General features: G+C 56.0%; 22 protein-coding genes. 6 read left to right on the forward strand and 16 right to left on the reverse strand.

The window, feature by feature from the left end; all coding sequences use genetic code 11:
- Window positions 1–125 precede the first annotated feature (125 nt).
- The 5 genes from GXN74_RS07085 to GXN74_RS07105 form a co-directional block, all read right to left on the reverse strand.
- The gene (locus GXN74_RS07085) at window positions 126–569 is read right to left on the reverse strand and encodes a tripartite tricarboxylate transporter TctB family protein (RefSeq protein WP_162370235.1); all 444 of its coding nucleotides are present in this window, start codon (window positions 567–569) and stop codon (window positions 126–128) included.
- A 60-nt stretch (window positions 570–629) separates the two neighbouring features.
- Window positions 630–1,631, reverse strand: coding sequence for an AbrB family transcriptional regulator (locus GXN74_RS07090; RefSeq protein WP_162370236.1), 1,002 nt, complete (start codon window positions 1,629–1,631; stop codon window positions 630–632).
- Between the two features lie 215 nt (window positions 1,632–1,846).
- Window positions 1,847–2,803, reverse strand: coding sequence for a substrate-binding domain-containing protein (locus GXN74_RS07095; RefSeq protein WP_162370237.1), 957 nt, complete (start codon window positions 2,801–2,803; stop codon window positions 1,847–1,849).
- Window positions 2,800–3,711, reverse strand: a complete 912-nt coding sequence (locus GXN74_RS07100) for a GGDEF domain-containing protein (protein ID WP_162370238.1) — start codon at window positions 3,709–3,711, stop codon at window positions 2,800–2,802. Before GXN74_RS07100 ends, GXN74_RS07095 begins: the two co-directional genes overlap by 4 nt.
- A gap of 18 nt (window positions 3,712–3,729) precedes the next feature.
- Window positions 3,730–4,227: a pyridoxamine 5'-phosphate oxidase family protein gene (locus GXN74_RS07105; RefSeq protein WP_162370239.1), complete on the reverse strand. Its 498-nt coding sequence runs from the start codon at window positions 4,225–4,227 to the stop codon at window positions 3,730–3,732.
- A 357-nt stretch (window positions 4,228–4,584) separates the two neighbouring features.
- On the opposite strand from GXN74_RS07105, the gene GXN74_RS07110 reads away from it, so the two are divergent.
- A complete protein-coding gene (locus GXN74_RS07110) occupies window positions 4,585–5,442 on the forward strand; it encodes a tyrosine-type recombinase/integrase (RefSeq protein ID WP_162370240.1) in 858 nt (285 codons plus the stop codon).
- Between the two features lies 1 nt (window position 5,443).
- Window positions 5,444–6,415 carry an IS91 family transposase gene (locus GXN74_RS07115; protein ID WP_162370241.1) on the forward strand — a complete coding sequence of 324 codons (972 nt, stop codon included), beginning with the start codon at window positions 5,444–5,446 and terminating at the stop codon, window positions 6,413–6,415.
- A gap of 124 nt (window positions 6,416–6,539) precedes the next feature.
- Here the strand turns inward: GXN74_RS07115 and GXN74_RS07120 are convergent, their stop codons facing one another.
- The 4 genes from GXN74_RS07120 to dctP are packed head-to-tail and all read right to left on the reverse strand — an operon-like array spanning window position 6,540 to window position 11,767.
- The gene (locus GXN74_RS07120) at window positions 6,540–8,933 is read right to left on the reverse strand and encodes a glycoside hydrolase family 31 protein (RefSeq protein ID WP_162370242.1); all 2,394 of its coding nucleotides are present in this window, start codon (window positions 8,931–8,933) and stop codon (window positions 6,540–6,542) included.
- Between the two features lie 15 nt (window positions 8,934–8,948).
- Window positions 8,949–10,244 (reverse strand): TRAP transporter large permease, encoded by a 1,296-nt coding sequence (locus GXN74_RS07125; protein ID WP_162370243.1) that lies wholly within the window; start codon window positions 10,242–10,244, stop codon window positions 8,949–8,951.
- Window positions 10,244–10,723 carry a TRAP transporter small permease gene (locus tag GXN74_RS07130; protein ID WP_246208636.1) on the reverse strand — a complete coding sequence of 160 codons (480 nt, stop codon included), beginning with the start codon at window positions 10,721–10,723 and terminating at the stop codon, window positions 10,244–10,246. Before GXN74_RS07130 ends, GXN74_RS07125 begins: the two co-directional genes overlap by 1 nt.
- A 36-nt stretch (window positions 10,724–10,759) precedes the next feature.
- On the reverse strand, window positions 10,760–11,767 hold the full coding sequence (gene dctP, locus GXN74_RS07135) for a TRAP transporter substrate-binding protein (RefSeq protein WP_162370245.1): 1,008 nt from the start codon (window positions 11,765–11,767) through the stop codon (window positions 10,760–10,762).
- 234 nt (window positions 11,768–12,001) lie between these two features.
- Between dctP and GXN74_RS07140 the strand changes: the two genes are divergently transcribed.
- Together GXN74_RS07140 and GXN74_RS07145 are read left to right on the forward strand one after the other, a co-directional pair.
- Window positions 12,002–13,006: a LacI family DNA-binding transcriptional regulator gene (locus GXN74_RS07140; protein WP_162370246.1), complete on the forward strand. Its 1,005-nt coding sequence runs from the start codon at window positions 12,002–12,004 to the stop codon at window positions 13,004–13,006.
- A 66-nt stretch (window positions 13,007–13,072) separates the two neighbouring features.
- Window positions 13,073–14,431, forward strand: a complete 1,359-nt coding sequence (locus GXN74_RS07145; RefSeq protein ID WP_162370247.1) for an MATE family efflux transporter — start codon at window positions 13,073–13,075, stop codon at window positions 14,429–14,431.
- Here GXN74_RS07145 and GXN74_RS07150 read toward each other — a convergent pair.
- From GXN74_RS07150 to GXN74_RS07160, 3 genes are read right to left on the reverse strand one after another with little or no spacing between them, the layout of a single operon-like run.
- Window positions 14,407–14,838, reverse strand: a complete 432-nt coding sequence (locus tag GXN74_RS07150) for a pyridoxamine 5'-phosphate oxidase family protein (RefSeq protein WP_162370248.1) — start codon at window positions 14,836–14,838, stop codon at window positions 14,407–14,409. The two genes, GXN74_RS07145 and GXN74_RS07150, sit on opposite strands and share 25 nt — an antisense overlap.
- Entirely contained in the window at window positions 14,825–15,688 is an 864-nt protein-coding gene (locus tag GXN74_RS07155) for a histidinol-phosphatase HisJ family protein (protein ID WP_162370249.1), read from the reverse strand. The genes GXN74_RS07150 and GXN74_RS07155 overlap by 14 nt, the downstream gene beginning before the upstream one ends.
- A gap of 1 nt (window position 15,689) precedes the next feature.
- Window positions 15,690–16,958 carry a DNA polymerase Y family protein gene (locus GXN74_RS07160; RefSeq protein WP_162370250.1) on the reverse strand — a complete coding sequence of 423 codons (1,269 nt, stop codon included), beginning with the start codon at window positions 16,956–16,958 and terminating at the stop codon, window positions 15,690–15,692.
- Window positions 16,959–17,069: 111 nt separating this feature from the next.
- Here GXN74_RS07160 and GXN74_RS07165 point away from each other — a divergent pair, with 111 nt between their 5' ends.
- Entirely contained in the window at window positions 17,070–17,681 is a 612-nt protein-coding gene (locus tag GXN74_RS07165; protein ID WP_162370251.1) for a trimeric intracellular cation channel family protein, read from the forward strand.
- A 28-nt stretch (window positions 17,682–17,709) separates the two neighbouring features.
- Here the strand turns inward: GXN74_RS07165 and GXN74_RS07170 are convergent, their stop codons facing one another.
- Genes GXN74_RS07170 through GXN74_RS07180 form a run of 3 tightly spaced genes read right to left on the reverse strand, consistent with a single transcriptional unit; the run spans window position 17,710 to window position 20,462 of the window.
- Window positions 17,710–18,090: a hypothetical protein gene (locus GXN74_RS07170; protein ID WP_162370252.1), complete on the reverse strand. Its 381-nt coding sequence runs from the start codon at window positions 18,088–18,090 to the stop codon at window positions 17,710–17,712.
- Between the two features lie 24 nt (window positions 18,091–18,114).
- Entirely contained in the window at window positions 18,115–19,116 is a 1,002-nt protein-coding gene (gene floA / locus GXN74_RS07175; RefSeq protein WP_162370253.1) for a flotillin-like protein FloA, read from the reverse strand.
- A gap of 5 nt (window positions 19,117–19,121) precedes the next feature.
- On the reverse strand, window positions 19,122–20,462 hold the full coding sequence (locus tag GXN74_RS07180) for an NfeD family protein (RefSeq protein ID WP_162370254.1): 1,341 nt from the start codon (window positions 20,460–20,462) through the stop codon (window positions 19,122–19,124).
- A 348-nt stretch (window positions 20,463–20,810) separates the two neighbouring features.
- On the opposite strand from GXN74_RS07180, the gene GXN74_RS07185 reads away from it, so the two are divergent.
- A complete protein-coding gene (locus GXN74_RS07185; RefSeq protein WP_162370255.1) occupies window positions 20,811–21,278 on the forward strand; it encodes a thioredoxin family protein in 468 nt (155 codons plus the stop codon).
- A 191-nt stretch (window positions 21,279–21,469) separates the two neighbouring features.
- On the opposite strand, the gene GXN74_RS07190 is transcribed toward GXN74_RS07185, so the two are convergent.
- The gene (locus GXN74_RS07190) at window positions 21,470–22,345 is read right to left on the reverse strand and encodes an amidohydrolase family protein (protein WP_162370256.1); all 876 of its coding nucleotides are present in this window, start codon (window positions 22,343–22,345) and stop codon (window positions 21,470–21,472) included.
- Between the last annotated feature and the right edge of the window lie 5 nt (window positions 22,346–22,350).

Genomic DNA, 22,350 nt, shown 5'->3' on the forward strand with positions numbered 1-22,350 from the left:
ACGAAATGATCGATGCGCATATCCTTTCAAACAACTAATCCAATTGGGTTTGTTAAGTGTTGCCTTCTTTAAGAAAATACGTAAAATAATTATAAAACTTCATATTGACTTATTACCACAAGTCTTTACTGCAGCAATTGGAAAACCAGGCCTTTGGGGAACGGAATCTGAAGCCATTTCACAAACGCCCCATAAATGAACGCCATCGTTCCTGCAGATACGGCGATCGTGCTCTTCCAGGAATACTTTTCAAACAGCTTCAGCCATCCGATCAGGTAGACGAAAACGGAAACAAGCATGCCGAACACCTGGGAAAAAACCAGGATCAAAACGCATGCGGCCAGCGGCAGCGCCGTCACCCATTTGTACCCGAATCCCTTTTTGTTCATTTCCTGAAACAAGGATACGACACTGGCCAGGATCATCAGTCCTCCGACAATCGCGGGGAAAAATCCACCGCCCGGCCCCTTCAACCAAAATCCGTATTCGTAGATTCCAAGCCACAGCCATGTTGCTCCAATGAGCAGTGTGGCAACCGGCAGGAGCATTCTTGCAGTCATCTTTTCCATAACGGGATCTCCAATCCATAAACATATTTTCAGCTTAGTAACATGCCGATGTCTTCTTGCTCATTGTGTCAGCATAGACACTACATAAAAGATGATTGTAGGAAAGACCATCACAACCGCCATGAGCCTTACCGTATGGATGAGCATGACCGTTGCGATGTCGCAGCCCGCATCCTCTGCGATGACCGCAACCTCCTGGATCCCTCCTGGGGTCACAGCCATCAAAGCGGTGACGAAATCGATGTCGCTCATCCTGTTGATCAGCCACGCCAGCACCAGGGTGAACACGAACAGTCCGACAACCAATCCCCCGATGGGCAGCAGCAGATTGCTGAAGCCTCCCAGTATCTCGACATTGAGTTTGTTCCCGACCGTAATGCCCGCACCTATCTGGACCAGATATTTTGTGTTTTTCGGCAGCCGGGCACCACGTGTTTCATTGTAGAGCGCGCTTCCCAACATGGCTCCCAACATGGCTCCTGCAGGTATGGCCAGCTGTTCAAACACCAGCCCCAACAAGGCGGCGATCAACAGCGTACCCCCTACGCTTTGGTCCTTTTGTCCTGCCGGAACCCCTACGGCAACGGGAGCCCCCACACCATCGGTTTTCCTTCCCTTCGCCCTCGCTGCGAAATACCGGACCATGGGCGGGTAAATCATGTACACGCTGAACAACCTGGCGATCTGGAAGATTGTGATTGCCGTCATCTCGCCTCCCAAATCATTGGCGATGAATATGACATCACTGATTCCCCCGGGAGTCGATGCGAACAGGGCGGTCGTCAGGCTCTCCCCGCTGGTCACGCTTATAACGCCTCCAAGCACAAAGGTCGTTGCAAGAAACCAGACGATGGCAAAGACGCTGACCTTCAAATATTTCTTGAGCTCCAGCACCGTTTGGTAGGTGAACCGGTGCCCAATGTAGGTGCCTGCCAAAATCTTGATCATTGTCAGAAACCATGCCGGCAACTCCATGGGGAATACCGTCAGATCCAAAACCGCTGTTGCGGCAATCGCCCCGATCATCATGGCCGCCGGTATCTTTTTCATCAACCCTACCATATCCACCCCCCACGTATAGTCTATAATAATTGGAGGCCAAAGTCTTTGTTTATGATATACAAATGGCACCTGTTGTTCTTTTCAATTTGATGCTTTCTGCACAATGGCAACCGGGATGGATAATGGATATCCCCGGCAAAAGGGCACTCGCCCGAAACCAATGGCAAAAGGCCCCAATCGGGGCCTTCCTGCCTGCTCATTATGCTGTTGCTACCCTAGTCTGCCGCGTCGCTCGAATCCAGCAGCCGGTACGGGATGCGGACCTCCGGTTCGACCTGTTCCCCGGAAGCCAACCGCACGGCGGCTTCAACCGCCTTCTCCCCCAGTTTTGCACCGTCCTGGTCGACGGTGAAGGCCAATGTCCCCTGTTCCAGGAGCTCCCTTGCTTCCGGAGTCCCACCGATGCCTCCCACCAGGATGCGCCCTTCCAGCCCCAATTCCTTTATGGCTCCCAGGGCCCCGATCGCCATCTGGTCGTTTGCGGCCACCACCGCATCGATCCGGCCGCCGATGTCAGACTGCAGCCAGTTCTCCATCATCCGTAGGGCATCCTCCCGGGACCAGTCCCCCGATCCGTCCCCCAGAAGCTCCAGCCCGGGGTTGGCTTCCAGCACCCGGTCCATGCCTTCCCGGATCCGCCGTTGCCGGTCCTGGCCATACCGTCCGTCCAGCACCACCACACCTCCGGCGCCGCCCAGGGCATCGGCCGCGGCTTCCATGGCCAGGGCCCCCGCCTCGGTTTCCATCCCTCCCACATAACAGTCCGCCCGGGAAGGGTCTGCGAAGGGGACCCCCAGGGCCACCAGGGGGATGCCCTCCGCATGCAGCATGTCGACCATGGGCCTGGAGGCCTCCTGGTCCACCACCATCACACAAACCACGTCCACCCCCTGGACCACCAGGTTTTCCGCCTGTTCCAGCTGCTTGTTCTGGTCCTGCTCCGCATTGTAGTACAGGACTTCCACTTCTTCCCCCCGAGCCGCCATGGCCGCAACGGCCCGCTGGGCCCCCTCCATCACCAGCGTCTGGCTGTGGTTGGTGAAGTCCGTCAGCAGCATCCCGACCCTTATGCCATCGTCTCCCCGGCTGCAGCCGGTCGACAGGACCGGCGCCAAGAGCAGCACTGGCAGGAGCAGCAGCAAAGCAATCAGTCTTTTCCATTCCTTCCTCATCCTACCACCCTGTTCCTTCCGCCCTTCTTGGCTTCATACAATTTGCCGTCCACATGCCGGACCAGCGTTTCATAATCCTGGACCTCCCCGTTTTTCACGGTGTAGAGTCCGAAGCTTGCGGTCAGCCTGATTTGTTCCCCCCCATAGGAAAAAATGGCATCTTCAACGGATTTTCGCATCCTTTCGGCGATGGCCCTGGCCGCGTCCTCCTCGGTATGGGACAGGCAGAGCAGGAACTCCTCTCCGCCGAACCGGGCGACCCAATCCCTTTCCTGTCTTATGGCCCCCTTCAGGATCGAAGCGAATTCCCGCAGGATGTGGTCCCCAGCCAGATGGCCGCAGGTGTCGTTGATTTCCTTGAAGTGGTCTATGTCTGCCATCAGCAGGGAAAGCGGACGACCCTCAACCCGAGCCAGCGCGATTTCGACAGGCAGTTTCTCCAGGATGTACCGTTTGTTGTAGACCCGGGTCAGCTCGTCCGTGACCGCAGCGGCATTGGCCTGCTCGAGCAATTTCTTGATTTCCATGTTGTCCGTCATCTGCACGCCATCCAGAACCATGCTTTTTGTGACGTTCTTCAGCAACTCCACCACAAGGGTCCTTCCCCCGATCTTCACGGGCATGGCCGTGACCATGATGATTTCGCTGGGGGAGGACTCGATTTTGATGATGGTGTCCCCTTCATTGTAGGCCCGCATGGAAATGCAGTTCCTGCAAGCCTCGCTTTTTCCCCATACGCCGTAGCAGGGTTCGGCCGCTTCCACATGCTCCCGGCTGTTTTCATTTTCACCCACCACATGCAGCACCTTGTTGCCCAACGGGTCGACCAGCCTTGTCTGATCGTACATCTTTTCATACGCCGTCATTTGTTGCAGCAGCGCTTCCAGTTCCTCTTGCCTGATCTCCATTCTCTCCACCTCTATGTGTCACTTTTCTTGGACTCTTTTTGCGTTGACATGTTCAATGGCTTCCTTGCCGGTCATGTTCTCGATGTCGATGGCGATGATATGGGATTGGGTGCATCCGGCTATCGCCCTTCTTTTGGCTTCTTCCGGCTGGTCTTTGGAATACTTTTCCACCAGGGCCCCGAAGGCTTCCGACCGCTCCTCCCCTTCCACGACCCTCGCCCTGCCGAAGGCGATTACGCTGCGAAAATAGGTGATGTATTCCTTGCTCACGACCGTATCCTCATCAACCACCGCGAAGGACACCTTGGGGTTCTTCAGAATGGCGTCGATCTTGTGGCCCGCTTTCGCAGAGTGGAAATACACCCTTCCGTTGGAATAGGCATAACTGAGCGGGACGGCATAGGGATACTCCCCGTCCCCCAGGCACGCCAGGACGCCATTCGTGCATCTTTCCATGACCGCCGCGGTGTCTTCCGCCGACAGCAGTTGCTTGCATCTTCTCATTTCCCTGAACATCGGATAGGTCCTCTCCTTCCTCTTCAACCGCTTTGGAACGGTTGTGCTGCCCTTCATTGTACCAAATCGCTGGCGCGATGGCTAGGCAAGGTACATTGTTTCTCAAACCTTCAGTCTTTCCCGCAGCTATTTTTTTTGAGAACAAAAAATAGTAGCTGTTTTTGAATATGTGTTATATTGTTAAGCTCTCACCCAAAACAACACACACAGACAAAAACAGCCTACTACTATGCGTATTATACTATGTGATTCCCAACTCGACAACTACATATTCATCTTTTCTCTTGTCCGTGGCCCTCCTATGCAATGTTTGTCTACTTTTGCCTTTCATCCATTGCATGATTTAGGAGGATTGCTATGCAACATTATCTTGATTCTTACAAGCAGATGGTTTCCCTTCGTGGCCTGACTGACCACACCCTCAAATCCTATGCCACTTACATCCGCGCTTACCTCGACTACCTGGAAAACATCCTGGGCAAGCAACCCGAGGATGTGACCTGGCAGGAGTTGCGGGATTTCGTCCTTTTCATCCAGGCAAGGCGTTCTCTGGCCGACCGCACGGTCAATACCTGCATTTCCCAGCTGCGGTTTTTCACCCTCTACGTTCTCCATAAGCCTTGGGACCCGTACCAGCTTCCTTCCCGCAAATTCGATTCCTACCTTCCCTTTGTCCCTACAAAACAGGAGACACAGGTCTTCATTTCATCCATTCCCGACCTGAAGCCTAAAGCCATGGTCTCGCTCATTTATTCTGCCGGTCTGCGCATCGGTGAGGTCTGCCACCTCAAATGCTCCGACATCGACCGCAAGAGCATGTGCATCCATGTCGCCCGCAGCAAGAACCGCTCCGACCGCTATGCCATCCTGTCCCCCAAGGCCCTGTCCCTGCTGGAAGACTGCTGGCGCTCCTGCGGCAGGCCCGGCAGCTACCTGTTCCCCCAAAAATCAAGACTGGACAAGCCGATCAGACCGTCCTACCTCTCCCGCCACATCCATGCCCACGAGGTCCGCTTGGGCTGGAAGCACCGGCTCACCTGCCATTCCTTCCGCCACGCCTTCGGCACCCACCTTTACGAAAGCGGCACCGACCTTTTGACCATCAAAGCCCTGCTTGGCCATAAATCCCTGAATTCGACCACGATTTATGTCCAGCTGGCCAATGGCGGCATCGGCAAGGCTGTCAGCCCTTTCGATACGCTGGAGGGCTTCTGACATGCACAAGATTCAAGAGGTCTTCAACGCTTCCTATCCGGAGTATGCCCGGCAGTTCAATCCCTCCACCGTCCAGCAGAAGGCCCCTCTCTCCATCATGAACTGCAAATCCGGCAGGCTCGGCTACAACTTTTCCCGTTGTATCGACTGCGGACACCTGGAGACCCACAGCAATTCCTGCCGCAACCGCAACTGCCCCTGTTGCCAGGGCATCCTCAAGGAGCTCTGGATCGACGCCCGTAAGGCGGAGGTCATCGACGCTCCCTACTTTCATGTCGTCTTTACCTTGCCCGCTGAACTCAATCCCTTGGTCTATGTCAACCAGTCCCTTCTTTATGGACTGATGCATCATTGCGCCTCAAGGACTTTGCTGGACCTTTCTGCGGACAAGAAATATCTGGGCGCCACCCCAGGCATCATCCAGGTGCTGCACACATGGGGACAGGAGATGAACTTCCATCCCCACATCCATTGCATCGTCACCGGAGCCGGCCTGACCCAAACCATGCGCCTGCAAAAAAGCAGCCGCAACTTTTTCATTCCCGTCAGGGTGTTGGGCAAAGTGTTCCGCGGCAAGTTTATGGAGCAGCTCCAAAAGCTTCATTCAGGCAACAAGTTGCGGTTCCCCTCCTCCTTCGACCGGCTCAGGAATTCCCATGAATGGAGTGGATTCAGGAACAACCTCTACGGGAAGACCTGGATCCCCTACATCAAGGAAACCTTCAATGGATTTGGCAACGCCATCGATTATCTGGGGCGCTCCACCTACCGGACCTCCATCAGCAACGCCAGGATCGTCTCTGTCGGTGATTCGCAGGTCTCCTTCTGGGCGAACGATTACAAAACGGGCCAAAAGAAGACCGTGACCTTGTCACACGAAGAGTTCATCCGCCGGTTCCTCACGCATGTCTTGCCCGGCGGATTCCAGAAGATACGCTACTACGCAATCCCCATATTCCGGATTACCGGCTAAACATCCGCGAGTTGGTACAATCGTGAAGCATACACCAACTGGGGATTTGATTGCAAAAAATGTCTATCCCCCCTTCCATACCAAAAGGCACAGCGGAAGCTGTGCCTTTTGGTATCGTCTATTTTCATAAGGAGGTTTGGTATCTTTTGCTGAGGCTCTTTTCCTGTCTTTGTCCGTTGATGGCGATTTCCCGCAGCTCCTGCTTGGGGAATTCGACGCTGAACGTGTCGTAGGGCAGCTTGTAGTCCCCTTCGGCCTTGATGTCCACTCGGATCTCTTCCGGTGTGGTCTCGACAGTGAACCGGATCTTTTTGAAGAGGTCCTTCTCATAGTCCATGCTGATCCCGTCGTCTTCATAGATCCAGCATTCCGTGGTGCCGGTGCCTTTGACCGGATAGACCAGGAAGGTCCGGGCATCCTTGTCTTTCGTGTCGAAAGTGATGTCCCCCGTGTTCATGGGTATCACCGCTCCGCCCCTTACCATTACAGGGACTTCGTCCAGGGGCGCAGGCACCGTCACCGTCTGTCCGCCGGCATAGTGCAGTCCGGTATTCATGTCATACCAGCCCCTGTCCTCTTTCGGCAGGTAGACGCTACGCTCCCTGACGCCTTCGTCCATGACCGTCGCCACAAGCAGGGAATCCCCGACCATGAAGTCGTCGTTTTCCTCGAAGGTTTTCTCATCTGATTCGTAGTTCATGAAGGTGGAACGGATGATGGGCTCATAATGGGCATGGGCCTTGTACAGCAGGTCATAAAGGTGGGGGATCAGCGCATACCTTTGTTTGATCAGTTTCCGGACGATCGGCAGCACTTCAGGATACATCCAGGGCTCGTTGACCGTACCGTCGTCGTTCCAGGAATGGATGGTGAACCTGGGATGGAAGATGCCGTTCTGGATCCAGCGGACGAACATTTCCTCCGTGGGTTTGTTGCCCGAGAACCCTCCCACATCGTGGCCGATGTTGTAGACGCCGGAAAGGCTCAGGCCGATGCCCATTTTCGTGTTGTAGCGGATCGTCTTGTAGGATGTCCTGTTGTCCCCCGACCATGTCTGGACGTACTTCTGCATCCCCAGGGTTCCGGAACGCGAGATCAGATAGGGGCGCTGGTCCGGCAGGAATTCCTTTTGCGCTTCGTAGGACGCTTTCATCATCAGAAGTGTCAGCACCGGCTTGATGTCGCGGACGGACCGCTTCTCTCCGAACCAGTCGACCACCGCTTCCTCATCCCAGATCTCGAACTCGTTGTTGTCGTTCCATGTGGAGAGGATCCCATATTCCAGAATCTTCTCCCGGACTTCCCTTTTCCACCAGTCGAAGGTCTCCTTGTTGGTGAAGTCCACATAGGCGCCGGTATCGTCCCAGAACTGGACCAGCTCCTCGCTCTCCCCGCTGCGGTTCTTGACGAACAGCCCCTTCTCCTTCAGCTCCCCGTACATCGGGTGGTCCTTCAGGAGCGCCGGCTTGATGTTGGCGCAAAGTTCCATTCCGTTTTCCCGGAACGCATCCGAAACCCTTTTGGGATCCGGGAACTTCTCGTTGTTCCAGTTGAACACATAGCGTTTGTTGCCGATGCTGGTGTATCCGGAAGAAAGCTGGAAGGAGCTGCAGGGGATGTCGTGCTCCCTGCACTGGCTGACGAAGCTCAGCAGGAGCTTCTCCGCCTCCGGAGAATCCGTATAGTGCATCGTCGAACCCGAATACCCCAGGGTCCATTTGGGAGGCAGGATTGTCTTTCCCGTCAGGTGGGAGACGGTTTTTGTGACATCCATGATGCCTTCCCCAAGCATCACATAATAGTCCAGGTCGCCGCCCTTGGCTTGATAGTAGCGGTATTGCCCGTGGTAGTTGTCCATTTCCTTGCCCATGTCGAAGGTGCTGTCGGACAGGTTGTCGTATAGGATGCCGTAGGTGCTTCCCTGGCCGAACTTCTTGACGATGTAGAAAGGGATGTGCTTGTACAGGGGATCTGTCGTTTCCGCGTCATACCCCATGGGGTCCAAGTTCATCATCCTGTAGCTCTTGCCATACCGGTTGGTATCGCCCGCCTTCTCCCCAAGGCCGAAATACGCCTCGTCATAGGACCTTTCGATGTAATGGAAGACCCCTTCGCCCAACGCCCGGTTGAACGAATAGCTTTGTGTCTTGCGGTCCTGAAGGAACACTTCCCCATTTTTACGGTTGATCCACGTCAGCTGGATTCCAGCCAGCTGCACATGGAGTTCGATTTCCTCGGTGCGCAGGACGATCCGTCCTTCCTCCACTGCAAGTTCGAATTCCGGACACGCAAACGGTGTCAGGTCCATGTTGCTCCTTCCCGCATAGGGGATGTCATCCATGCCTGGCGCAATCATGAAGGTGCGGTCCGCTTTCGGTGCGCCTTCATACATCCTGACGCGCACCAGGTCCTGTTCCAGCACCATGATTTCAAAACAGGCGCTACCCGTTTCTGATTTCAGACGGATCAGGCTGCCTTCTCTATTGTCGAAACGAAAATTATACGCATTGTCTATCATTGCACAGCTCCATTATCATATCAGCTTGAAGAGGGTCGGCAGCACCAGGCTGAACCAGGGAACAAAGGTGATCAGGAAAAGTGTCGCAATCAGCACAAGGAAAAACGGCATGAGCGGCTTTACAACCTTCTCGATGGACACTTTTGTGATGCCGCAGGCCACAAAGAGCACGCTGCCCACCGGCGGTGTCATGATGCCGATGCACAGGTTGAACACGAGGATGATTCCGAAGTGTACCGGATGGTACCCGAGTTCCATTGCAATCGGGAAGAAAATGGGTGTGAAAATCAGCACGGCCGGCGTCAAGTCCATGAAGGTCCCCACGATCAGCAGGGTGATGTTGATGATGATCATGATGACGATGGGATTGTCGGAAACCGAAAGGATCGCATTGCTGATCGCCCCTGGAATGCCGGTATAGGCCATGATCCAGGACATCGCCGAGGACGCCGCCACCAGGAAAAGGATCACCCCTGTCGTCGAGGCCGTCCTGAGGACGATGATCTTGATGTCTTGCAGCGTTATGCTTTTGTAGACCGCACTCAGGATCAACGGGTAGACGACGGCAATGGCAGCGCCTTCCGTGGCTGTGAACGCCCCGCCGACAATCCCGCCGATGACGATGAAGATCAGCAGCAGACTGGGCACCGCCTCCAGGAATGTCTTGACTTTATAGGACATGGTCGTCTTTTCCGTCAGCGGGTATTTCTTCTTCTTGGCATAGATGAACGCAACGATCATGGACCCCAGCCCCATCAAGAATCCCGGGATGTAACCCGCGATGAAGAGCGCCGATATGGACACCCCTCCGGTGACCAGCGAGTACAGGATCAGGACGCCACTGGGGGGAATCAGCATTCCCGTGGGGGCGGAGGCCACATTCACCGCGGTGGAGAACGCCGGGTCGTACCCGTCCTCCCGCATGAGGGGCTCCATCGTCCCGCCGATCGCCGCAGCCGACGCCACGGCGGATCCGCTGAGGGAACCGAAAAACATGTTGCCGATGATGTTCGCATGGGCCAGGGATCCCGGAATGCGTCCACCGATCACTTTCGCGAAATTCACGAGCCTTTTCGCGATGCCGCCGTTGTTCATGATGTTTCCGGACAGCACGAACAGCGGTACCGCCAGAAGGGAGAAGCTGCTGATTCCCGTCACCATCTTTTGGGTCATTGTATATACAGCAGTCTCGAAGGGCATGACGGTGAGGGCCGTCACGATGGAGGCGATCCCGATGCTTACGGAGATGGGGACTCCGATGAACAGCAGCACCGCAAAAACAACTACAAGAACCAGTACCGTCACATCCATCAGCCCTTCACCTCCGCTTCCTCTTCTTCTTGTATGTCTTCCACGATATTGATGACCTGCAGCAGGGTGATGATCACCCCCGACACGGTCGTGGCGATGTAGATCATCCCCCTGGAGAATCCAAGGATGGGGGTCTTGACCGCAAACACACTTTCGCTGATCATATACCCACCGTATATCAGAATCAAAAGGGAAAAGGCGATTATGCTGGCGTCGATGACCACCATCACGATTTTCCTTCTGGTCCCTGTCATGCGCTCCTTCAGGAATACCAGGCTCATGTGCTCCCTTTTCCCGAAGGCATATGCTGCTCCCAGATACGCCGTCCAGACAAGGATGATCAGGACGAGCTCTTCCGTGAACATGCTGGGATTTCCCAATACGTATCTGGTGAACACCTGCCATAGGACGAGAAAGGTCATCGTCAGGAACAGCAGGGATACCAGATAGGAGAGAAGTCTGTTCAAGAAAATCTTCATTGTTTTCAAATTGAGTTCTCCTTATGGGTGCGGATGCTAATTCACCTGGTCAAATCCATCCAGAAGGACTTTGATCTCCGGGAATTCGTTCTTGTAGCTTTCCACCATGTCTTTTGTGGCTTCCACAAACGGGGCCTTGTCCACTTCATGGAATTCCACGCCCATCGCCTTGGCTTCCACAACCGCCTGTTCGATCGCCTCGTCCCACAGGGGTTTGTGGTACTCTGTGGATTCCACTGCGGCCTCTTTCACAAGCGCCTGCTGCTCCTCTGTAAGCTTGCCCCAGGACGCCGCGCTCATCACAAGGATGTCCGGGATCATGGTGTGCTCATCGAGGCTGAAGACCTTGGCGACTTCTCCGTGCTTGCCTGTGGTCAGGGCCGTTTCGTTGCTTTCGGCGCCGTCGATGATGCCCGACTGCAGCGAAGTGTAGATGTCCCCATAGGGCATGCCCACGGCGGTCCCACCAAGCGCGCTCATCAGGTCCGTCTGGGATTTGAAGCCCATGACCCGGACTTTAAGCCCCCGCAGGTCTGCAGGTGTCAGGATGGGTCTGTCGATCGTATAGAAGGACCTGGCTCCCGAGGTGTAGAAGGTAAGCCCAAGGAATCCCTTGTCGCTGGTTCTTTCGTACAGGTCCTGGACGACGTCCGCTTCCATGCTCTTGTAGTAGTGGTCCTGGTCCCTGAAGATGTATGGCAGGGAGAACGCATCGTAACCGGCATCATAGACACTCAGTGCCGTAGCGGAAACCTTGGTGAAATCCACCGCGCCCGCCTGGAGCTGCTCCAACACTTCCGTCTCGGATCCCAATTGGCCGTTGGGGAAGATTTGGATCTCCACTTCGCCACCTGTCTTTTCCTTGACGCGGTCCGCAAAATCCTGCAGGGCCAGATGGACCGTATGTGTTTCACTCAGGTTGTGCGCAAGCTTCATTGTCACCGCTTCGGCTTCGCTTCCTGTTCCCGTATCGGTTTTTTGACCACAGCCGGCAACGGACAGCGCCAGGATTGCCATCAGGGCAATGGATAAGATCTTTTTCATTTTGCATCCTCCTTAAATTATGTAACTAGTTACACTTTTGTGTATAATGGAACAATCGCGTGTTTGATTGCAAGTACATTATGACACATCCCACAAGGTTTGTAAAGAACAAATATGTAACTAGTTACATATTTTCTTCGGCATGAAGTCGGTTGTAAATTCATTGAAGCAATTTCCCCGGTTTTGTACTATAATAAGGCTGATGTGCAGACTGATCACGAAAGGACAATAACCATGGCGTATACCATACACGACCTTGCGCGGGATGCCGGCGTCTCTTCCACCACCGTGTCCAGGGTCATCAACAACAGCGGCCCGGTGAAAGACCGGACGCGCGCAAAGATCCTGAAGCTTATGGAGGAAAAGGACTACAACCCCAACCCATTTGCCCGGGGGCTGAACAACAAAAGCATGAAAACCATCGCCGTCATCATCAACGACATCATGAACCCCTTCTTCACGACGGTCGTGAAGGGGATCGATGGGATTTGCCAGGAACAGGGGTTCAGCTTCATATTGTCCAGCATCGAGAACAACCCGGTGAAGGAGCGCGTGGAGATCGAAAATCTGACCCGCAAGAACGTGGAGGGGTTCATCATCGTGGGCAGCCGCCCCACCGTTGACGACAACAGCGCCTACCTTGCGGAGCTCTCGGAAAGATATCCCGTGGTCCTGGTCAACAGCAAGATCCGGGGCAGCAACAAGCTCTATTCCGTCTACATCGATGAGAAGCAGGCCTCCCTGGAAGTCATGGACCATCTTCTGTCAAAGAACCCCAAAACGGTCTATTTCCTTGGGGACGTCACCTGGAGGACAACCCATTACAAGTACAAGGCATTCAAGGAGAAGCTCCTGGAGAAGGGTTACGCATTCGACGAGTCCCTGGTCATCCCCTGCAACTACAACTATGAAAGCGGCAGGGCCGCCGTAAATGAGATCCTATCCAGGAATCCCGGCGTCCCCTTTTCGATATTCGCCTCCTCCGACATGATCGCCGCCAGTGTGCTGAAGACGCTCCTGGAAAAGGGGATCCATGTGCCGGACGAGATTTCCCTCTTCGGCTACAGCAACATGGAAATCTCGAAACTTGTCCATCCGGGAATTTCCACCGTTGACCAGAAGATGATGACCTTGGGAAAAGAGGGTGCAAGGCTGTTCATCGACCTCATGGACCGGAAAGCCCCCGAGAAGAAGAACCGGAAAATCCCCTATGAACTGATCCTGCGGGAGACCACATGATGCGCACTTGGGGACAGACCCCAAGTGCGCATTGGCTTGACAACCGATCATTGAAAGGTGCTTCCTATGAAAAACCCCCAGATTCTAAGCGGCCCCCTCCATAAGGCCATCCTCCTGCTCGCTTTCCCCATCATGCTGAACAACCTGATCGGCACGCTCTACAACCTGGGCGACGCCTATTGGGTCTCCCGGCTCGGCGATATCCAGGTGGGCGCCATCAATTTCGTCTGGCCCGTCTCCTTTTTCACCCTGTCCGTCGCGATGGGCATCTCCATCGCAGGCGGCGCCATCATCTCCCAGTACATCGGCGCTGGCAAGCACGGGGATGCCAAAGAGACCGCCCAGCAGCTCTACGTGTTCGGCGTCCTTTTCGGTGTCGTCTCAAGCCTCCTGGGATGGTTCCTTTCGCCCTCGATCCTGAAGCTGATGAACGCATCGCCCCAGCTCTACGACGCCGGCGTGGGGTATCTGAAGATACTCTTCCTGGAGATGCCATTCCTGTTCCTGATGAACATCTTCCTTGCGGTGAACCAGGCCCAGGGCGACACGGTCACCCCCACCATCGTCAACGGCACAAGCGCCCTGCTCAACATCCTCCTGGACCCCCTGTTCATCTTCACCTTCGGGCTGGGTATGGAAGGCGCCGCCATCGCCACGGTGCTCTCCAAGGTCCCCTTCGCCTTGTACGGCGTTTACCACATGGGTTGGAGCAAGAAGGGCATCCGGATCCGTCCCCAGAGCCTCTCCATCCACAGGGAGAAGATGCTGGACCTGATCCGCATCGGGGTGCCTTCGTCCCTAGGGAATTCCGGGGTCGCCCTGGGGTTCATCGTCCTTTTCAGCGTCGTCGCCTCCTACGGGGATGTGGCCGTGACCGCCTTGGGCATCGGCAACCGGCTGAACGGGCTGGCCTTCATGCCTGCAGTCGGCATCGGAGCCGCCCTTTCCACCGTCGCGGGGCAGAACCTGGGGGCCGCGAACATCCCCAGGGTGAAAAAGGCCTTCCTGACCTCCATCGGGCTGGCCCTTGCTTTTCTCGCGCTCACCTCTTCCGCCTTGTGGTTCTTCTCCCGGGAGCTGGTGGGCATCTTCTCCGACACCCCGGAGGTGGTGGAAGCCGGCTCCTTCTATCTGAAGGCGCTGGCCTCCACCACCTGGAGCATCAGCTTCTTCAACTGCTCCATCGGCCTGTTCAACGGTTCCGGCCACACCCGCTACAGCATGTTCCTGGAGGCCGGCAGGCTGTGGGCGATCCGGATGCCCCTCATCGTCCTTCTGGCCGGATCGCCCACGCTGGGAATCAAGGGCATCTGGTACGGCATCGCCGTGAGCAACATCGTCGCCGCAGCCATCGCCTATGGCCTGACCCATACGGGGGCATGGAAGCATGCGGTCGTCGGTCACGGAAAGCTTCCCCTTTCCTGATGCACAGGCCCCCGCAGCAATAGATAGGAATCCAGCCGCACCTGGAACACGACACACCCGGATTCCTGGAGGATGTCCCCCAGTTCGGGATGGGAGACCGCAAACCGTTCCTTCAGCTTCCGTTCCTCTTCCGTTTCCGTCGCCTTGAAGGTCCCCTCCATGGTCGCCGACTGGATGTCCCCGCCGGGAGCCTCCGCCACATCCTGCCGGGTGTCGATCAGCACGCTCACGTTGGGGTTTTCCAGGAGGTTCCTATACTTCCTGGAATTCCTGGTGGCCACCATGTACAGGACCCACGGGGCGTCTCCAGGCAGATAGGTCATCAGGGAGGCGTAGGGTTTTCCGCCTCCCTCGGTGCACAGGACGCACAGGCTGTGGTTGCGGACCATCGATTCAATATCGCCCATACGTGTCATCCCCTCCCGGTTCGGCTTGTCCACCGACTCCACTTAAGCACCTTCTTTTTTCGTATCTGGCAAACCCCTTCAATCCCAGTTCTTCCGCAATCTCCCGTGCCGTTTCAAAACCGTTGCCGATATGGATGGCACGATGGGCATCCGAGCCGAAGGTGATCTTCGAACCTCCAAGCTCCACAAAAAGCCGGACTATCTCCTTGCACGGGAAGGTGGCCTTTTCCCTTTGGCCCCCTGCCGATCCGTTGATTTCAATGCCTTTGCCCCGTCGGATGATTTCCTTGAGGACATCCCTGATTTCAGGTTCATACTTCATCACATCCACATCCTGGCCGCTTCTCCATATGTAGCGTCTTATGTAGTCCATATGACCGACGACATCATAGTCCGCCTTGGCGACCATCCCGTACATGCTCTCGAAATACCGTCTGGTCAATGCATCGATGTTCGAGGCATCATATCTGCGTTCCGAGTAATCGATGTCATCCACGCCATGCAGCGAGGCGATGACGAAATCGAACGGGCCCTGGTCCAATATGCGCTTCATCCCTTCAAGGTCTTCGTGGGGCTGTCCCAATTCGACACCCAGGCGCATTGCGACGGGGCCTTCATAGGTCTCCTTGAACCGTTCCACCTTCTCGACATACTTCCGGACATACTCCTGGCCATACTTTTCCCTGGGAGGCTCCCCCCGATAGAAATCGACATGATCGGTAATTGCGATCTCATGGAACCCCTTTTCTTCAGCCGCTCTGCAGATTGCCGCAAGGCTCTCGAAGCCGTCCGGTGAATGTTCGCTATGGATATGGTAATCGATTCTTTTGAATGGACCTGTAGGATTCATCTCATTCTTTCCTTTCTTGTTTGCCGTGTGCCTCACTGCCCCTGCTGTCCATCTGGGCCTTGTATTTCTTGCCGACCTCCTCATTGGATTGCAGCGCGGAGCCCCGGACAATGGTGTCCGAACCGAACCTGCTGCGGATCCTGTCGACCGCCTTGTCCAGCTTCCTCGCCCTTTCCCTGTTCTCGTCCGGAAAAAGGGATTGCTGCACATGCCCCTCCCGGGTGACGTCGGTCAGGGAGATCCCCAGCAGCCGCAGGGGGGTCCTCTTGTCCCACAGTTCGGCGAAGAGCCTCTTGGAGACGGCGTAAATCTCATCGGTGACGTCCGTCGGCTCGGCCAGCTTCCTTTGGTGCGACCTGTTCTTGAAGTCGTTCCCCCGGATCGCAACCAAGACCCGGAAGGCCTTCGCACCGTCCGCCCGCATCCTTGACGCCACGCTGTCGGCCAGAGCGAGCAGCACCCTGCACCCCTGTTCGGCCGTTTCCACGTCCTCTTCCAGCGTGGTGGAGATGCTGTACCCTTTCGCGTCCTCGGCCTCGGACAGGACGGGGGTGTTGTCGACCCCGTTGGCATAGGCATGGATCTGCTGCCCAAGCTTCATGCCGGCCAGCGCCTGGACACGCCGAAGGTCCGCCTTGGCCAGGTCGCCGATGGTGAAGATGCGGCCCTTTTCCAGCCGCTCCGCCGTGGCCCGGCCGACGGTGAACAGCTCCCCTACGGGCAGCGGCCAAAGCTTCGCAACAACCTCTTCCGCAAAAAGGGTATGCACCTTGTCCGGCTTCTCGAAGTCGCCTGCCATCTTTGCCAGCAGCTTGTTCGGGCCGATGCCGATGTTGACCGTAAAGCCCAGCAAATCCCGGATTTCATCCTTGATCCTTGTGGCGGTTTCCAGGGGGTCGGGGTAGAGATGCCCCGTACCGCTCATGTCCAAAAAGCATTCGTCGATGGAATACTTCTCGACGACCGGCGCGTATTTCCGGCATATGTCCATGAAGGCTTCCGAGCTCTTTTCATACAGGCAAAAATCCGGCCTGGCCAGGAACAGGTCGGGGCATTTTTGCAGCGCCATCGCAACCGGCTCCCCCGTCCTTATGTCCAGTTCCTTGGCAGGGATGGACTTGGCCAATATGACCCCGGTACGCTTGTCCCTGTCCCCGCCGATGGCGGAAGGGATGAGCCGCAGGTCCTCGCCTCCTTCGGCCACACGCCGTGCAGCCTCCCACGAAAGATAGGCGCTGTTCACATCAACATGAAATATCAGACGGTCCATAGGGACATAGCTCCTTCCTTTCTTTGCACCCCTTGCCCCATGAGCCGGGAGCGTTGTATAATGAAGCCGGTGCCGCATCCATCCAAGGCACCGGAAAGGGTAGGGTCAATCATGGAGATCATTTCCATCATCGAAATCATCGGCGTCATCACCTTCGGCATGTCGGGGGCCATCCTGGCTGTCCAAAAGGACCTGGACTACTACGGCATCGCCATCTTCGCTCTGATCACCGCCACCGGCGGCGGCATCGTCAGGGACATCCTGATCAACGAATTCCCCGTGTCCCTGGCCAACCCCTTCTACGCCCTGCTGAGCCTGCTGGCCGCCGTTGTGGCCATCCTTTTTTACAACCAGATCAGCCGCCTGTCCAAGGTCCTGCAGATCTTCGACGCCTTCGGTCTGGCCGCCTTCACCGCCAGCGGGGCCAAGTACGTCCTGGACCACGGCTTCGATCAGCCCTATGTGGTCATCACCCTGGCAATCCTCACCGGCACCGGCGGCGGCACCCTCCGGGACGTGTTCGCCAAGGAAATCCCCTACGTCTTCCAAAAGGAGATCTATGCCGTGGCCTCCTTCATCGGGGTCATCGCCTACCTCCTGTCCATGGAATTCCTGCCTCCCAGGGCCGCCCTCTACATCTGCTTCGGCATCACCCTGGCCGTCCGACTGGTCTCGTTGAAAAAGGACCTCCACTTGCGGCATGTCGCCAAGGAGGTCCGGTAGATTCAAACTTCTTTTCCATGCCGGCAGGCTACCGCTTGGATTGCGCATGGGAACGCTTTCCCCGGGGCGGCCCCAACACCTCCGCCATAAGGATGCTTTGACGCAAGCCGCTTTTATCCAGCCGCATTTTCAATGCAGGCTTGGAGGACCGGACTTTTTTCGCCGCTGGCGCCGCTTGTTTCCGGTCCGGCCTTCTCGGGGTCTCCCTGGCCTGGGCATCGGTCCGGTTGGTCCGCCAGTCCGCTTCCACCGCCACCTTTTCTGTTGTTGCCCGGGCCCCTGCCGGATCCGGCAGGGGCTTCTTCCCGGCATCGGAAACCGTGGATTCCCTTTTTGCCGAACGGTTCTTTAGGATGCCGGATCCGACCACCAGAAGAAAGGTGAGCGCCAGGACTAGAAAGTCTTCCATTTTCCCACTCCCTTCCCAAGAGGCTTATTCATTGTCCGCATCGCGTTCCGTGATCCTGCCGATCGCACCACGCATTTCCGTATCCGCACCGATATTGCGATAGTTCATGTAGTCCATGACACCCATTTTCCCGGAACGCAACGCTTCCGCCAGGGCCTTCGGCACTTCCGCTTCCGCCTCCACCACTTTCGCGCGCATTTCCTGCACACGGGCAACCATTTCCTGTTCCAGTGCGACGGCCATGGCGCGCCGTTCTTCCGCTTTCGCCTGGGCGATGCTCTTGTCCGCCTCCGCCTGGTCCGTCTGCAGGATCGCACCGATGTTCTTTCCGATGTCCACATCGGCGATGTCGATGGAAAGGATCTCAAAGGCCGTTCCCGCATCCAGGCCACGGTTCAGGACGTTGTGCGAAATCGAATCCGGATTTTCCAACACCTGCTTGTGGGATTTGGAGCTGCCGATGGTGCTTACGACCCCTTCCCCCACACGGGCGATTACGGTCTCTTCCCCCGCACCCCCTACCAGCCGTTCGATGTTCGCGCGTACGGTGATTTTCGCTTTTGCCTTCACTTCGATCCCGTCCATGGCAATCCCTGCGATGAAAGGCGTCTCGATCACTTTGGGGTTGACGCTCATCTGCACGGCTTGCAGCACATCACGGCCTGCCAAGTCGATGGCCGCCCCACGTTCAAAGCCGAGGTCGATTTCCGCGCGCTGGGCCGCAATCAAAGCGTTCACCACACGGTCCACATTCCCGCCGGCCAAGTAGTGGGATTCCAATTGGTTGATGTTGACATTGACCCCCGCCTTGTAGGCCTTGATCAGCGGGCTGATGACCTTGCTCGGCACGACCCGCCGCAAACGCATGCCGATCAAGGTGAAGATGCTGACTTTGACCCCAGCCGCCAGGGCACTGATCCACAGGGCGACGGGAATGAATGTAAGAAGCACCGCCACCGCAATGACGATGACACCGATCAATACGATCGGCAGAAAATCGGCAACACTAACAATTCCTGGATTCATACTCATTATACCTCCTCATTTTCGATTGGTCTGACTACCACACGGGCCCCCCGCACTTCAACAATCTGCACAGGTTGTCCGCTCTTGATGAAACTTCCTTCCGATACGATATCGACCCGTTTTCCTTCGAACAGGCCTGTGCCGGATGGCCGTAATAGTGTCAAGGTCTTACCCTTCAGGCCCACCAGTTCCCTTCTGTCTTGCACGGACACATATCCCCGGTCCGGCGTCTCCCTGTCCGACAGGACGATATGCCGCAGGAACCCTTTCTGCAAGCCGATCCGCCTGTACAAGACAACAGCCACGGCGATCGTGCTGACCAGCGCAATCAGGATGCTCATGCCCATGGCAAAGACATTCTCCGCAGCCATGAACAAGGCACCTAGAATGGCCAAGGCTCCTATCCCGCCCAGAATGCCTCCCGGGACGAAGGTTTCGGCAATGATGAGACCGATTCCGACGACAAGCAGGACCAACACCTCAAACCCTGCCAGACCGGCAACCGCATGCCCGTAGAAGAACAGGATCAGGGAAAGGATGCCTATGGCACCCGCAACCCCAAAACCCGGGGAGTACAGCTCCACAATCAAACCGATCCCCGCAAGGGAGAGCAGGATGGAAACGACCAGCGAACTCGTCAAGAAACGGGCAAGACCCTCCGCGGCTTTCATTTCCATTTCAACGACCTCTGCCCCTTCCAGGCCCAAAACCGCAAGCAATTCCGTGCGGTCGTTCACGGTTCCTTCCGAATAGCCCACTTCCAGCGCCTTGGTCGGGCCAAGGGTCAGGAACTCTCCGGCCGGTGCATTGTATTCCGGCAGATCGATGCTGGCATCCGCCATCGCCTCGGCATAAATGCGTTCCCGGCCCCCCGCCTCCGCAGCGCTTCCCATGGCCTCGCGCCAATAGGATTGCGCCTTCGCGTCCGCCGCATTGCCGTCCAGCGAGATGATTCCGCTTGCCCCCATGGTTGCCTGGGGACTCATGTAGATCTGGTCCGCAAACAACGCAAGATAGGAACCGGCAGATAACGCACGGGAACGGATGTAGGCTGTCTTCGGAATCCGGACCTCCCGCATGATTTGACCGATATGGTCCGCCGCCTCCACTGCGCCGCCGGGCGTGTTGATTTCAAAAATGATATGGTCCGCGCCGGCTTCTGCCGCTTCCCGGGTCGTCCGCCGCAAGAAGGCTTCCAGACCCCTTTCCACTTCATCCTCGATTGGAATGACGTATACAAGTTTTCCTGTACCTTCCCCCTGCACCACCGGCATGTGGAGACCCTGCATGGCAAGAAGCAGCAGGACCACAATCGGAAAGCGCAAGAACAATGCGATTCTTCTCATCGGCACACCTCCTCTCTGTTCTGTTCAAATGCAGGAGATTCCCCGCATCCTTTAGACATTATAACACAAAACGCCTGCGGGAAGAACCCATTCAAAACGGAGCAACTCCAATAACACCCCAGATCAGCATTAAAAACGCCGATAGCCCTCTCCTTTAGGGTTTACGGCGCTTTTTGCTCGGCGCTTCCGTCAGGCGGGCGAGCAGTGCGTTCAGCGCACCCTTACCCTGCATTGTACGCTACACTTGGCATTTGAATGCTAAAAATGGCAAAATGCTCATAGAGCTTGTTGATGCATTGTGGTAACCTCAAGCATAGGTGAAAAAATTCGCACATCGGAGGAAATCGAATGAACAGGATTGTAATCATAGGAACACAGCCCGCATGTCCCAGATGCAGGCTGCTTACCGCAGTCGTATCCGAAAAGGTCAAGGATATGGAGCTCGATGCGGAAGTCCGGCACATGGCATATTCTAGTGAGGAAGCCGTTGCCATCGCAAAAAAAGCCGGCCTGACGCCCGGAACCGCCAAAGATGTGGCGAGAATCCTGGACAGGAAGGTCGACTTGCACGACAAGGAAGCGGAAAGGGACCTGGAGACATTGGATTTGACCGGTTTGGAGCCTCATCTTCAACCCCTTGCGCAACTGATGAGGGAAGTGTGGATACTGGACCATCGGCTCAGGTTTTTTGAAAACAAGGCCCAGGAGGCCGGCATCCTGATGACACCGGTGCTGGTGGTAAACGGCAAAATCCTGCACCAGGGAAGCATGCCTGGCTTGGACAAGATTGGCGCATGGCTGTCGGAACTGCTGTAATCCGTTCATCATTTGGTTGCGGCATTCATCCGTCACCCGTAGGGCGCCCGCCAGATCCGCTTCGGGGCCCGGACCCTCTGGAGAATACTCCCAGTGGATCCGGCTGGCAATCCGCTTATCCCCGAATCAAGCAAAGCCAGCGAGGTCCTTTGAGAGCCCCGCTGGCTTGTTTCTTTTCACACCCTTATGGCTCATCCCAGCTTCAAGTTGAAGATGCGGATGGCATTCTTACAACAGATTTTCTCATAGGCCTTTTCCGAAATCCTGCCCGTCTCGACGGCATCATCCAGGAAGGCGCCCAAGGGAAACCGCATTTCCGTATTCACCATGTCCGTGCCGAACATCAGCTGGTCCTGGAACTCCTCCAGGAAGGCATAGCCGAATTCCGGATCCCGCATCACCGCGTTGCCCGCACTGTTGGCTGACAGGTCGCCGTAGAGGTTCGGGTATTCCGCAAACAGCTCCGGCAGCCTTCCGCCAGGCTTCACCTTGCCTTCCGGGTACTGGTTTCTAGACTCGTAGTCCGTGGGCATATCCCCTCCAATTTCATACCAGAAGGGCTGGGAATGGCCGATGACCTTGAGTGTGGGATACCGTGACAGCGTTTTTTCCAGCAGCGGCAAACCCGGCTCATCGATGACGCCATAGTTGAAACCCGGCTTGGGACTCATGTGGAACAGAAAAGGCAGTTCCAGCTGCTGGCAGCCGTCAAGCAGCGTTTCCATCTTCGGGGAATCCAGCCTGCAGTTCGTCGTGAATTCCCCGACGCCCTTGGCACCAAGGGCCTTGTAGTGGGCAAGCCGCTCCACAATGTCTTCCTGTCTGTCCACGTCGATGTTGCACAACCAGGAAAAACGTTCAGGATACTTGTGGGCCAAGGCACAGACGTCAATGTTCTTTCCAAATGAGGCTTCCATCTCTCCTCCCGACATGAGGACACCATGGGCGATGCCGTGGCTCTCCATATAGCTTTTCATCGCCGCGCCATCCGCAAAATAATACGGCTCGAAGTAGCCGTCCAGACCATCGTAGGCCACATGCAGATGAATATCAATTTTTTTGTTCATTTTTC

It is taken from the genome of Anaerotalea alkaliphila, assembly GCF_010179735.1.
In the GTDB taxonomy this organism is placed as follows: domain Bacteria; phylum Bacillota; class Clostridia; order Lachnospirales; family Vallitaleaceae; genus Anaerotalea; species Anaerotalea alkaliphila.

Coding starts and splice junctions, on each gene's coding strand:
- GXN74_RS07085 (WP_162370235.1), bottom strand. CDS start 569: ATGGAAAAGATGACTGCAAGAATGCTCCTGCCGGTTGCCACACTGCTC.
- GXN74_RS07090 (WP_162370236.1), bottom strand. CDS start 1,631: ATGGTAGGGTTGATGAAAAAGATACCGGCGGCCATGATGATCGGGGCG.
- GXN74_RS07095 (WP_162370237.1), bottom strand. CDS start 2,803: ATGAGGAAGGAATGGAAAAGACTGATTGCTTTGCTGCTGCTCCTGCCA.
- GXN74_RS07100 (WP_162370238.1), bottom strand. CDS start 3,711: ATGGAGATCAGGCAAGAGGAACTGGAAGCGCTGCTGCAACAAATGACG.
- GXN74_RS07105 (WP_162370239.1), bottom strand. CDS start 4,227: ATGTTCAGGGAAATGAGAAGATGCAAGCAACTGCTGTCGGCGGAAGAC.
- GXN74_RS07110 (WP_162370240.1), top strand. CDS start 4,585: ATGCAACATTATCTTGATTCTTACAAGCAGATGGTTTCCCTTCGTGGC.
- GXN74_RS07115 (WP_162370241.1), top strand. CDS start 5,444: ATGCACAAGATTCAAGAGGTCTTCAACGCTTCCTATCCGGAGTATGCC.
- GXN74_RS07120 (WP_162370242.1), bottom strand. CDS start 8,933: ATGATAGACAATGCGTATAATTTTCGTTTCGACAATAGAGAAGGCAGC.
- GXN74_RS07125 (WP_162370243.1), bottom strand. CDS start 10,244: ATGGATGTGACGGTACTGGTTCTTGTAGTTGTTTTTGCGGTGCTGCTG.
- GXN74_RS07130 (WP_246208636.1), bottom strand. CDS start 10,723: ATGAAGATTTTCTTGAACAGACTTCTCTCCTATCTGGTATCCCTGCTG.
- dctP (WP_162370245.1), bottom strand. CDS start 11,767: ATGAAAAAGATCTTATCCATTGCCCTGATGGCAATCCTGGCGCTGTCC.
- GXN74_RS07140 (WP_162370246.1), top strand. CDS start 12,002: ATGGCGTATACCATACACGACCTTGCGCGGGATGCCGGCGTCTCTTCC.
- GXN74_RS07145 (WP_162370247.1), top strand. CDS start 13,073: ATGAAAAACCCCCAGATTCTAAGCGGCCCCCTCCATAAGGCCATCCTC.
- GXN74_RS07150 (WP_162370248.1), bottom strand. CDS start 14,838: ATGGGCGATATTGAATCGATGGTCCGCAACCACAGCCTGTGCGTCCTG.
- GXN74_RS07155 (WP_162370249.1), bottom strand. CDS start 15,688: ATGAATCCTACAGGTCCATTCAAAAGAATCGATTACCATATCCATAGC.
- GXN74_RS07160 (WP_162370250.1), bottom strand. CDS start 16,958: ATGGACCGTCTGATATTTCATGTTGATGTGAACAGCGCCTATCTTTCG.
- GXN74_RS07165 (WP_162370251.1), top strand. CDS start 17,070: ATGGAGATCATTTCCATCATCGAAATCATCGGCGTCATCACCTTCGGC.
- GXN74_RS07170 (WP_162370252.1), bottom strand. CDS start 18,090: ATGGAAGACTTTCTAGTCCTGGCGCTCACCTTTCTTCTGGTGGTCGGA.
- floA (WP_162370253.1), bottom strand. CDS start 19,116: ATGAATCCAGGAATTGTTAGTGTTGCCGATTTTCTGCCGATCGTATTG.
- GXN74_RS07180 (WP_162370254.1), bottom strand. CDS start 20,462: ATGAGAAGAATCGCATTGTTCTTGCGCTTTCCGATTGTGGTCCTGCTG.
- GXN74_RS07185 (WP_162370255.1), top strand. CDS start 20,811: ATGAACAGGATTGTAATCATAGGAACACAGCCCGCATGTCCCAGATGC.
- GXN74_RS07190 (WP_162370256.1), bottom strand. CDS start 22,345: ATGAACAAAAAAATTGATATTCATCTGCATGTGGCCTACGATGGTCTG.